General features: G+C 43.0%; 14 protein-coding genes and 2 CRISPR repeat arrays. All 14 genes read right to left on the reverse strand.

Annotated features, from left to right (window positions below):
- Nucleotides 1-1,266: helix-hairpin-helix domain-containing protein (locus Q7J27_07845; protein MDO9529055.1), on the reverse strand; the 1,266-nt coding region annotated here is incomplete at its 3' end.
- Nucleotides 1,259-1,429: a hypothetical protein gene (locus Q7J27_07850; GenBank protein MDO9529056.1), complete on the reverse strand. Its 171-nt coding sequence runs from the start codon at nt 1,427-1,429 to the stop codon at nt 1,259-1,261. The genes Q7J27_07845 and Q7J27_07850, both read right to left, overlap by 8 nt.
- Nucleotides 1,430-1,506: 77 nt before the next feature.
- Nucleotides 1,507-1,854, reverse strand: a complete 348-nt coding sequence (locus Q7J27_07855; protein MDO9529057.1) for a hypothetical protein — start codon at nt 1,852-1,854, stop codon at nt 1,507-1,509.
- Nucleotides 1,851-2,654, reverse strand: a complete 804-nt coding sequence (locus tag Q7J27_07860) for a hypothetical protein (protein MDO9529058.1) — start codon at nt 2,652-2,654, stop codon at nt 1,851-1,853. The genes Q7J27_07855 and Q7J27_07860 overlap by 4 nt, the downstream gene beginning before the upstream one ends.
- Nucleotide 2,655: 1 nt before the next feature.
- Nucleotides 2,656-2,977: direct repeats of the CRISPR family, unit length 37 nt; unit sequence GTTTCAATCCTATGAATAGTTAAGTGTGGGAAACAAC.
- A 190-nt stretch (nt 2,978-3,167) separates the two neighbouring features.
- Nucleotides 3,168-5,156 (reverse strand): ATP-dependent DNA helicase, encoded by a 1,989-nt coding sequence (locus tag Q7J27_07865; protein ID MDO9529059.1) that lies wholly within the window; start codon nt 5,154-5,156, stop codon nt 3,168-3,170.
- A gap of 187 nt (nt 5,157-5,343) precedes the next feature.
- Nucleotides 5,344-6,072, reverse strand: coding sequence for a hypothetical protein (locus Q7J27_07870; GenBank protein MDO9529060.1), 729 nt, complete (start codon nt 6,070-6,072; stop codon nt 5,344-5,346).
- Nucleotides 6,073-6,091: 19 nt separating this feature from the next.
- Nucleotides 6,092-6,636: a CRISPR direct-repeat array (repeat unit 25 nt; unit sequence GTTTCAATCCTATGAATAGCTGAAC).
- A gap of 159 nt (nt 6,637-6,795) precedes the next feature.
- Complete coding sequence (gene cas6, locus Q7J27_07875) at nt 6,796-7,575, reverse strand: CRISPR-associated endoribonuclease Cas6 (GenBank protein MDO9529061.1); 780 nt, start codon at nt 7,573-7,575, stop codon at nt 6,796-6,798.
- Entirely contained in the window at nt 7,572-8,237 is a 666-nt protein-coding gene (locus Q7J27_07880) for a hypothetical protein (GenBank protein MDO9529062.1), read from the reverse strand. Before Q7J27_07880 ends, cas6 begins: the two co-directional genes overlap by 4 nt.
- On the reverse strand, nt 8,237-9,295 hold the full coding sequence (locus tag Q7J27_07885) for a hypothetical protein (protein MDO9529063.1): 1,059 nt from the start codon (nt 9,293-9,295) through the stop codon (nt 8,237-8,239). The genes Q7J27_07880 and Q7J27_07885 overlap by 1 nt, the downstream gene beginning before the upstream one ends.
- The gene (locus tag Q7J27_07890; protein ID MDO9529064.1) at nt 9,273-9,500 is read right to left on the reverse strand and encodes a hypothetical protein; all 228 of its coding nucleotides are present in this window, start codon (nt 9,498-9,500) and stop codon (nt 9,273-9,275) included. The genes Q7J27_07885 and Q7J27_07890 overlap by 23 nt, the downstream gene beginning before the upstream one ends.
- Nucleotides 9,501-9,518: 18 nt before the next feature.
- Nucleotides 9,519-9,671 carry a hypothetical protein gene (locus Q7J27_07895; protein MDO9529065.1) on the reverse strand — a complete coding sequence of 51 codons (153 nt, stop codon included), beginning with the start codon at nt 9,669-9,671 and terminating at the stop codon, nt 9,519-9,521.
- 588 nt (nt 9,672-10,259) lie between these two features.
- Entirely contained in the window at nt 10,260-10,541 is a 282-nt protein-coding gene (locus tag Q7J27_07900; GenBank protein ID MDO9529066.1) for a hypothetical protein, read from the reverse strand.
- The gene (locus tag Q7J27_07905; GenBank protein ID MDO9529067.1) at nt 10,538-11,104 is read right to left on the reverse strand and encodes a hypothetical protein; all 567 of its coding nucleotides are present in this window, start codon (nt 11,102-11,104) and stop codon (nt 10,538-10,540) included. Before Q7J27_07905 ends, Q7J27_07900 begins: the two co-directional genes overlap by 4 nt.
- 240 nt (nt 11,105-11,344) lie before the next feature.
- Nucleotides 11,345-11,584: a hypothetical protein gene (locus tag Q7J27_07910; GenBank protein ID MDO9529068.1), complete on the reverse strand. Its 240-nt coding sequence runs from the start codon at nt 11,582-11,584 to the stop codon at nt 11,345-11,347.
- Nucleotides 11,585-11,932 lie beyond the last annotated feature (348 nt).

An 11,932-nucleotide genomic window follows, 5' to 3' on the forward strand; every position in this document is an offset into this window, starting at 1 on the left:
GTCCCTTTGAAAAATTCCTCCACGGGTATATTCAAGCAGACGGTGAATCGTGGATGATCTGAACCCTGTTGCTTCGGTCATACGCTTCGCTGCCCTGCCTGTGGGGGCACACATGATGACCTTACACTTCTTCCTGTTGTAGATCCCGGCGATTGACTCGATAATGGTAGTCTTTCCTGTTCCAGGAGATCCTGTGATAACCATGACTTTTGACTCACAGGCTGTCTGCACGGCTTCACGCTGCTCCGGCGCCAGTTTTATCTTCTTGTCTTGCTCGACTTCAGCTACCACTTTCCGTAAGTCTATCTTATTCAAGCAAAGGCCGTTACTTCCTGCCGCCAGTTTCCGAAGCCTTTCCGCTGTTCCGCACTCGCAAATGTGCAGCATTTTCTCATATACAGGATTAGCGCCGGAATTACTCTCATCACGTTCCACCACTATATGTTTTTCCCTGGCCAGGGTTATGATTGCATTTCTTACGATATCCGTACTCACACCGAGAAACTCATCCGCCTTGTCGACAAGTTCATTAAAAGGGCAATAAACATGACCGTTTTTACCAAGTTGAGACATAACATACAGCACCCCGGATTTAACCCTCAAGGGGTGATCGCCACTAAAGCCCATCCGTTCTGCGATTTTATCCGCTGTCAGAAATCCAATTCCAAAAATGTCTTCACAAAGCCTGTAGGGGTTTTCCGAGAGAAGTTTTATTGAATCGTTACCGTATCTTTTGTATATCTTTGTGGCATACCCTGTTGATATACCATGGCCTTTCAGAAACACCATTACGTTCCGTATCTCTTTTTGGTCTTTAAAGGCTTTGGAGATTATGTCTATGCGCTTTTCTGCTATTCCTGAAACCTTTCTCAGGAGATCGGGTCTGTTCTCGATGACCTCAAACGTGCCATTCCCGAACATTTTCACTATCCGCTTTGCCAACTCAGGGCCGATCCCCTTGATGAGTCCTGAACCCAGATAGGCGGTAATACCGTTTATAGTGTTTGGATACACGGGCACATAAGCATCGAACTTAAACTGCTTGCCGTATTTCGGATGATTGACCCACTCGCCTTCCAGGTCAAGAATGTCTCCGACTTTAGGCTGGAGGATGGCGCCGACAATGACGACGAGCTGTTTCTCCCCCTGTATGTTAGCCCTGGCTGCCGTCCAGCCTGTAGTGGTATCGGAATAAGTAATTGACTTGATTTCCCCCTGAAGGCTGGTCTTTAAGAGGTTTTCGCTATTCTTTTCGGTATTAGTCATCGTCAGAATTTGTTAGATGACGAATTATTTCATCACCTATCCCCTCTGCCTTTTTTTGAGAATCTTTTAAAATCAAGCTGTTGGGATTTGTGGAATATCTACCTGCCTCCCATGCGGCCTTTATTAATTTTTTAACTAATGATCTTGCCTTTATTTCGTCCATCGCGATTAACCCTCTCACTTTTAACATTTCCTATACTACACTTTTAATGAAAAGTCAAGGGAATAACGAATAATTGCTTAATTTCTACCACCAACATAAAAACCACTGAACGGCTCCTTCTTACCATCTTTGTTTTCTGATAGTGAGCGGGGAACTACATAGAAATCAGGGAAGCTTCCGTCTTTTTCAGCCTTATTGCAATTTTCCTGCTGCTCTTGAGCGTCCTCTCCTTTCCTGGATGTGCCTTTGACGCCTCGGGGCTGCATTTGACTGCCATGCGTGGATAAAAAAGACCTGATCTTTTGCCCCGCTTCCCCCAAGCCCCTATCTGTCACACTGCTGATTATATTGGGCAGATAGATCAGAACTGCCAGGAACAAGAGTATAATTAATATTCCGCCAATATTGTTCAACAAAGACCTCACCTTGACACTCCAACCTCCTCCAGAAACGCAATCGCCGCAAACAAAAGATAACAGGCAAGGGAAAACAGACATGCAAGAGCAAGCAGGAAATTAAGAAGCGCGGCAAATTGATATATATATAAAACCGCAATCTCGTCAACACCCAGCAACCAGGCCCAGAACAGGACACAAAAGATTAGCAGAAAAAGGATGAACATGCCCTGGACAGCATTCCGCAGATCAGTAGTAGACGGTACCATATGGATAATTAGCGAACCTGCAATAAACAGAAAAACCCAATATTTGAACGAGACGAAGTTATGCAAGGCAAAAAGTTGTCCCAGAAAATGGGGGAAAGAAAGGATAACCGACCACAAATAGTGTGCAATATGAGATTGAGGTATCCACGAGATGCCGGCAAGGTAATCGACCACTTGGTGTGCATTTGGAACCAAATATACAGCGAGGAAATAGACCGCTATTGTACCTAATATACAGGGTGAGATAGCAATAAAAAAGAGGCCGGATCGTTGATAGACGCTTCTACTGTTCCAGCTATGCCCGACATAACCGAGTGCCCCGGTTGACGTATCAAAAACATAGGGCCTGAATGCGGTTATCTTGTGGCCAAACAGTACCGCGGTTAACGCATGCGACATTTCGTGAAAAAAGGTCCCGATCCAGCCGGTAATAATTACCCCCTTCCACCCTGCCAGCCTGTAAAGCATCAACATGATATGCTTGCTGAGAAAGCGTAGAATTGCCATAAGAATAACCGTCAACATAAATAACGGAACAAAATTAGTGGCTAAGGTAATCATAATTTCAATCCTATGAATAGTTAAGTGTGGGAAACAACTTTTTGGACGGCGTTAAGAGCGCCTATGATCTGGAAGTTTCAATCCTATGAATAGTTAAGTGTGGGAAACAACTTCATTCGCCTCGATCCTGCCGATACGAAGGGCGGGTTTCAATCCTATGAATAGTTAAGTGTGGGAAACAACCCGTGTGCCACACACAGACTGGCTTGTCGAATGTTTCAATCCTATGAATAGTTAAGTGTGGGAAACAACGGGTATCGGTGTCCGATAACGATAACCTTTTCAGGTTTCAATCCTATGAATAGTTAAGTGTGGGAAACAACTGTCATCTTACAAGTAACTAATTTTAAAGAGACTTTCCCCCACTTTCTGCGAACCGCCCTTTTCCTGTGCATAATATATTTGATTGTCAAAGAACAACTTCTGTAGCCCCTTTGTTTTCAACACCTCCACACAATGCGAACCCTCGGGAAACTCACGTGAACTTCAGGTTCGCAAATGATACTCCAACAATCATGTAGCAATCATTGCAACTTCTGCTTCCTGTTGTCCTGATGCTGTGTCCCTGCGTGCTTCCATGGTTACAACTTGAACGTCTTGGGCCCCGTAGGTACAAAATGATTCATAGTTCTGTTCAAGATACTTTCTGAACCTTGAGCCATAGCCTTTCGTTACTATTCGGCTATCTGCAATGTATATGGTTCCCGTGTAGTCGTGTCCCCTGATCAACCTGCCGCATCCCTGGACAAATTGCGTTACCGCTCCCGGAAGTATGGCTGAAAAGAAATCTTTCTGAAATTCCATCTGATTTTCTGTGAGCGACTGTGCAAACGGCAATTTAGCGATAACGAGAGAGTTGATACTGTCCCTGGGAAAATCCTTGCCAATCCAGTAATCACCTGTAGCCAGGAGTATATTCTTGCCGTTTTCGAGCAAGTCAAGTATTACAGGGAACTTCATGGAGTTATCGACTTTTGTTAAATTGCACTCATTGAGCAGCAATTCTCTCATAGCTTCGTTTTTGCGAGCATGCTCAAAAAACTGGTTTATCCCGCCATAGGAACCAAAGAGAACCAGGACGTTGCGTGCCGATTTACTGCTGTCGGCTATCATTGAACATAGATTTTCATGGTATTCGTGGTTTTCCGAAGTGGCTTTTCGGGCTATCGGTGCAGGCCATGCTTCAGGAGGATAGAATACATCGGCTCTGAATGGAAACGGGGACTTTAGTGCCGTTATTTTATGCCTGGTTAAAATATCAGTTACCCCGTAACAGTCAGCAAGGGTGGCAATGAACTTTTCTTCATGCGGCAAGCCGATCCCGTCCAGAAAGAACTTAGCCTCGTAAATAGTGGCAGAAATAAATGATGCAGAGGCAAGCTGACTCCACAAATGCCTGTTTATCTGTATCTTCTGAATATTTCCATTATATTCAAATGAGGGATAACGATAGACGGAACTGTACATTATTGCAGTATTCCACGGATCCGCAGTTACCTTTCGCAGTAAGAGTGATATATTTTTCTGTTTTCTTTCAAGCTCTTCCATGACAACTGCTCGGGTCGTTTTCTTTTTTGTACGGCTGCGCTTGACAATACCTATCAGGTTATCCATATCACTCTGTATTCGTGTAAGCGTCTTTTTAAATTGCCGCTTCCGTTTCTCGTCTTTCCCAATTCTATATGAATCCCCATTCTTTATCCCCTGTATGTCCTCCATGTAAGAATCGAATTTATTGTATATCTCGGTTACATGCTTTTTTTGGTCTTTTCCCACAACGTCCATGAAAATGGCTGACAGTCTGCGGAGACGGGATATCGCCACGGAAACTGAAAAGACATTCTTGATAGCCTTATCCAGCTGGTCAGCTTCATCGAATATGACATTCTGCATAAGTTCCGGGGGCAGATAAGAGCGTTCCAACATATTCATTTTTACCCATGTAAGGACAACACTATGGTTGGTAATAATTATATTTGCATCCATAGCCTTGCCGAGGGCTCTCTCGTAGAAGTAACTGCCGTGAGTATAAGCGCTTTCAGGGATCGTGTCGGGAACTTTAACAGTGGACAGATCGCCATCTTCCGTTGCCTCCACCCACTGTAAGAATTCTGATATATCAACCCCGTTCACCTTGTCCTTGATGAGATTTTCCGACAAGAAACTAAGAAACCTGTCACGGTCAAGATAGTTGTTCTTCCCTTTCAGGACACTTGCTTTTATACAGGGCTTAAAATGTTTACGAAGCCTGTCAATATCACTACAGATCTGGTCCTGCAGGCTCTTGGTAGAGGTGGATATGATAACAGGGGTCCCCGTCTCAAGAGAATACCGTATCGCAGGCACAAGATACCCAACTGTTTTCCCTGTACCCGGAGGTGAAGTTATAATGGAGTATTTCTTTTCCAGATGCAGAGTCTCATCTATTATATTTGCAATCTCAAGTTGGTTTTCCCTCTTCTCCCCAAAGTCTTTCCATATTTTTTTAAATACTTTGTCCATAAAAACACCTCCAGATATATTTTAATCCTATGAATAGTTAATCTACCTCTGCCCTTGAATCGTACACGAAGAAGTTCCCACCTGCGTTCTAATCCTATGAATAGCTGAACTTGCCTTAAACCAGGTAATCGTAAACTTGCAATCTGTATCCTCCGAGTTTTAATCCTATAAATAGTTGTATCGCTTTCTATCCCGGCATAACCTTTCCATTTATCAGCGCCAGCCCAATAAGATCTGCATCGCTTAAAAGCGTCAATTCCTGTGGCAGATACGGCAGTATTTTGGGACTGCACATTTTTACCAGGGGCGATATTCTGTTACCCGTAAACTTTGGCAACCCTTCTATGCCGTCGATCATGTCAAGGTACTCACCCAGCTTATCGTCAAGTTTGATTATCCTTTTTCGATCAATAAACAACGGGCCATCTGGGGTATTGGCAACGATTAAATCCGGATCGGTTGTAAGCTTTGCCTTAAAAACGACATGCTTATTTTTCCCCTGTCTGTATTTCGGTTCTTCTCCGTTGTTTCGGAGTCCCTTCTCGTTGAGGAGTGACAACAAGTAAGGTGTATCCACCTTATCCCTAAAAAGCCCTGTACTAACGCCACGCGAATTTGTTATTCTGTAATACGATCCATCAGGAAATAGGATAAAATTTACGATCTTTTTCCGCACATTATTTTGGAGGGTAAACGCACAATAAGGACACATATAGGCAGATTCGCCCAAATACGGAAGCGCCCCATAGTCCGTAAAGGTGTCCTTAATCGGATCATTATCTGCTACCACTGTAGTCAGGCAACCACAGCACATACATCGAACCGGCGCATTCAGTTCCCTGGTGGGGGGAAGCTGTAACTCGGGAAAAGCAGATTTTCTGATGTTCTCATAAAAGAACTTTGAGGTATTTATCATGTAATTTTCTCCTCTTTTAACTTCAATCCTATGAATAGCTGAACTTGCTCTACAACCTGTTTTCCGGCTAAAACCATACCTACAAGGTATAGTGTTTCAATCCTATGAATAGCTGAACTTGCTCTACAACACTTGATGAATACGGACAGGAAGGCTTTCGTCTCGTTTCAATCCTATGAATAGCTGAACCTGCTCTACAACCGATATCCATGACCGCATCTCTAACTGGTACTCCCGGTTTCAATCCTATGAATAGCTGAACCTGCTCTACAACGTTTCCTCTCGGAATGTGTTGTTTGTCTGTCCCTGGTTTCAATCCTGTGAATAGCTGAACCTGCTCTACAACTACAGCATATCGCGCAAGGCCTGCACCTGCGGCTTGTTTCAATCCTATGAATATCTGAACTTGCTCTACAACTTTCTTGTTAACTTCAGAGCGGAAACAATACTTCCCGTTTCAATCCTATGAATAGCTGAACCTGCTCTACAACTAATCGGCGCCGTATCGTATCGACCCGTCATAAAGAGTTTCAATCCTATGAATAGCTGAACCTGCTCTACAACCCCATTTTCTGAAATTGTTTTGAATTTTCAAAGAGCTGTGTTGATTTCTTAAAGTCCTATATTCTGTGATTACTACCATTTTTCATATTGCTACCTGCCTCTTCCTGGATAGCAGAGTTTAATTATCTGCCGGATATTATTTACAATATCCGAAAAGCATTAACTCAAGGGCATAACTTCGAGGCACCCATAACCTGTTGACCCGCGCAGGCCAAAACCTGCATAGTATATCAGGTTCAGTATCCGTTCATCGTCAGTCAGAAACTCTATATGTCCCTGATTGGCAATTATGGCATTTGTATGTCCACTATCCTTATCCCGAAAATAACGTTTTACCGGTCTTACGTCACGGAACCTCACACTTATATCAGGATTCTCGATTTTCTCTCCGGTCAAAGCATGCCACTTGCGAGCAAGGTGAGCAGGAAGAAGTTCATTAATCTCCTTCTCATCTGTACAATAACGCGTATGGTTACCGGGCTTGATCCGCCGTGAAAACACGAACGGGGAAAGAGTTACAAACTTGTTGTTGTGAATCGGGGCATTGACCTCCTGAATATCTACCAACCTTGCCCGGAAATCGGAAAGCTGGATAATACCGTTACCTTCCTTTATTTCGTCTGCCAGTCCCTCGACAAAGTTTTTCGAAAATTCCGGATCAGCAGTAGATACGATCCATTCCATATCCGAATCAGGAGGATAAAATTCAACAGAGTGGAGTCTTTTCATCTGTGGTGAGAAAAACGAACTGTAACTGTACAGGCGATAAGGACGTTGACCATACTTACTGCCGTTGAGATGGTATCGCTTTTGGTATTCGGGATCTGCTCTTTTTAAGACAGCATTGATAAAACCGTTCAGCCTGTCATAAAAAAAGTTTTGAACAACCTGGCTTTCCCCTATTGTCTTAAACTTCAGGTAAAGACGCTGTGGTTTCATGAATTTAACCCCCTTAGCCATTTTACACGTTCCAAGGGAACGGGCGGCATATAACATTCATCCTGATTGTCAATGTGCCAGTACGGGGAACGGTATCCGTACTTCACCTTAAACCTATTACTATCCTTGATGTCTGTGGGGGTAACCCTGTAAAGTTCAGGAATACTCGAATCAGCAATATCCCCTGCAGTAATCTCCTTTACCTTGCCGATCTTCTTTTTCCCAATTCCCACCAGACCGTGAAGCAGATCTACAATTTCCCCAACACCACAATTATCTGTATTGACCAGGAAACAAATTTCATTAATCATAGTGCAGCGAAGCGTAAACAGAAAGTTTCTGCTGCGGCCCCCACCCGGTATAATCTGTTTTTTAAAAGCAGTATCCTTTTTAGAGTCAAGGGAGAACAGCCTGTTAAAACCGCGAAGCGGATTTTTTGTATATATGTGATCCTGAAATCCGAGTATTTTGCCAAACCACACAGAACAATCGAACATGAACTTTTCCTTGTCAGGCAAATAGATCCGCTTAATAGGAATATCCCACCTGTCCTCAATATCCCCGGTCTGCATGACCCTGGCGTATGATACCAGAGCGTCCAAGTGGGTGTAGTCGTCAAGGATGACTTGTTGATTCCGCAAATGTATTTTAATGAGTTTCACTATAACTTTTCCTCATACTTATTTCCAACCAGGGCAACCCTGCCCTTTTCCTCTCCATCCTCGAACACCAGATACGAGAACTCTACCCTGCCGCATCCTCTCGATTTCCATCCACCCAGATACGGCGTATTCGCGAAAAAGCGCAGACCCGCGAGGAAGATACCAAGCTGTTCATCGGTGACGCCCGTGAGCGTTATTATGCTTTCCATACACGTCCCCGCCGCGATAGCCTCAAATTGATGGATGTCCTTCACCGATTTAGTCACTGTTAGGCTCTCATCCTCCGCACTATCCACCACATCTTGGTTTTTTGCCCTTTTATCGTTCTTGCTGCGATTCTTTTCCCGTTCTTTACTATCCGCAATTTCAATAATGTATCGCCGTATCTCGTCAACACCCTGATCAGTAAAGTACTCTATGTTCTTGGGATTCAAGGCATCGTCCCTTTTCGTAATAAACATCTTGTCGATTATATCTCCACATCCCGGAAGCGGTAAATCCTCGGCTTCTTCTATGTCCTCCATTGTTCCTGTAAGATAATGGCGCAGAACAGCCATATCGATAAACGGCCGCGTCTCCCGAGTCATTGAAATAAGATTGGAGAAGTTAATACGGGATTCAATCATTGTCTTACCAACCGAGCCTCCCAATAACGATACCAGCGGCTCTTTTAGCGCAAGGTTTTCTATAACTGCGAGTTCAAAGTTTTCTCCTATTTCTATTCCGAGATCATTGAATATGTTTTCCACTTTCTTCCCGTTTCCCCGCTCCAACCTCATGCCACCTGAAAAGAACAGGTTGAAAGTTTCGATATGAGAAAAATCTATACCTTTGTCAGCACAATAGGCGCTCGCCATACAGTCCCGCATTATCCCCCTGACAGCATTTGCATTGACCTTCGGTACAAAAATCTCTGTGCCGTCGGCAAGTATGAATTTCTGCACAATTATACTGTTAACCTTCCTGTCATCACGCCCAGATGTTTCTCCTGACAGATGAACAATCGGTTGCATTGCCTTAACGTATCCCTTAAATTCAATCTTCCTTGGTATTTTCACTGTGCTCCCTCCTCTTAATAGTTTCTTTCTCCCAATTTTCCTCAAACTCCTTATCAGTCATGAAACAAGGACATTCCTCGTTCCACCATTCTCCCCTGAAAGAGCAAGAACCCCTGCCAGCCATACCCATACCGCCGGCACATTTTCGCCAGTTACATTTCCATTCCTTGCTGTCCTCTGGTGCTGATACTCTTTTATTGTACATTTTATCCTCTTATTTTATTTACTTGTGCGGCCCCAAAAATATCGCCCATTGTCCGATAGTCAGAATTAGAACACGTGGGTATCTATCCCACCCAACATATATTCCCAGGCCGGCAATTTTGCCCCATGCCTTCTCGACGCTGATATACTTAATGTGTTTGGATGTTCGCATATCCGCTCCTTTTAAGTCCGTGCTTAACAAACAGATCCTGTCTTAATTTGCGTCTCCAGGGATTGAACCTGCAAGCATCGCCCCCATTTAGAAAAACGTTTTCCGTTGCCTTTTTTGAACCGGGATTTAGCCGGTAACCTGTCTCGCAAAAGTTGTTTTTATTGGTGAACTGGTGTTTCCTGAATTCGCAATCCAGGCAATATCTTTCTTTGTCTTCTGTCATAAGTAAACCTCTCACTATATATGAACATAGGTGCCACTAATGCCCGTTTTTGCTTCTTTCCTTACTAAACGAACAGCAGGTTGGGATCCCTGCATTTCTCAGGCAGTTTTCCCCTCTGAACGTTTTTTACTTAACATTTTGCCTTATTTTGTTAAGCGTGCAATCCAACCCCTTCACACTTTCAATTGGCATTGACAGGATGAAAAATCTGAATCGCAGATAAAGCTGTCTGCATTTTTGGATTTTTAAACAATGATTAAGGCAGAAAATAGCAACCTTAAATCTTTGGCTTGATGGTATTGATCAAGGCAAATAGCAACTATTTTAACTTTGAAAATAGACAACGGAGTTACGATATTGATTTCCTACATGCAATTTATTGCCTCCTTCTTTGCGGCTTCGGGTTTCCCCTCTTCCTCAAACGTCTTAGAAATTAACTGCATATTCCCGCCCCATGAGATTAGTAAACATCTATGCTGGTAGGTTTCAGCTTTTTCAGTGGGTTCTTTATCGACAAAGATAGGCTCTTCTTTGCCTTCTATGGTTATCTGTGTTTCGGGGCCTTTTTCGTATTTGGTAAGGTCTACGGTGGGTTCTTCTTTTTTGGGAGCGACAGTCTTTGAGACCAGATAGTCCCATTCTTTCATTGATTGTTCGAACTGTTCGTTGGTAAGATTCCTTTCACTTGCAATCTCGCTAAGAATTTCGCTTTCAAGAGCTGCTTGTAGATCGGTTTCAACCCGTTCTTTAAGTCCTGATATTGCTTCTCGGTCAACTCCTTCTTCTGCGAGGTTGGCGCATTCCCTACAGATTCTTCAAGTATTTTTCGTATAATTGTTTTGCAGCCTTGTATCTTTTTATCAATTTTTTGTTCAGTTTCTATATCTGGAGGAGGACCTATAGGCATAAGGATAACAATTTTGCCATCAGTTTCGCCCAGTCCCATAACACCTTGAGCGATCATATCTAAGAACTCCATTACATAATCAAATAGTTCATTGTCGTTTTCCCACTCTTTGGAAAAAATCTTTTTATTAATATACTCTGCTCTGTCGCGTAGAATACAAGATATTATAACTTCCATAGTCCCATCGGTAATTTCTAAAAACCAAGAATAGTATTCAGGACCTACCTCATTTGTTATGTCTATGTTTTTCTCTTTACTAATTTCATATATTATATCAAGCATTTCTTGATTATATTTTTTCATTTTACTCTTTCTCTGGGTCTTTTTTAACGAGATATAATCAAACGCTGTGTTTGAAATGTTAGGCGGTGTATCCTTCCAGTGTCATACGAATGACCCCCCGAACATTTTTAAACATCAAACACACTATAAAGAAAGATAACGTATTTGAGCTGAAAAAGCCAGAGACTCTCGTTGACGATCCCTTTTCTAAAGGACGCATATTATCTCAGATAGATAGTCATTGTTTCAGCCTTTTCGCCCCTATCTCACCATCTGATTTGGTACCCTCCGAAAGTAAACCATTGCGGTTCTCAATCGGGTCTCCATCTCTACCCTGTGGTTTAGAGAAACAGCCTGATGAGTAATATACCAGGTGAGCACATTATAAAATGCCCAGAGGCTTATTACTGGGAAATTATCGTTATCATATCCACTCGCGTCATGATCAATTTGATGCTGTATCTCCTCCGTTGCATTTTTTCCAAACTTCATAGACTTCATAACTTTTTCGTATGTTTTCGGGTGCAGGGGAATATGAGCTAAATCCATCCACTTTTCAGTCTGTTTTTGAAAGCGCTTTGTGGCCGTGGTATAATGTTTCTGAGTTTGTATTCCCTTTGGTGTCTGAGGTGCAAGCAAGTTTTTTGGGAGACCGGAGTAAGCACTGCAACCGGCGGCTTGACATCTTCTCGGGTTTGGCTTACGAGAAAACCTGGAGGAATGTATTATCCCAAATTCATGATTTGCGCCCTGAAAATTGCCGAAATCTGGCAGGCAAGAAAACATGATATGTTTAATTACAATACCTTACGATTGCAGGTAGCCTGAAACGTCATTTGTAGTGCCAGA

Source organism: Syntrophales bacterium (assembly GCA_030655775.1).
GTDB lineage: Bacteria > Desulfobacterota > Syntrophia > Syntrophales > JADFWA01 > JAUSPI01.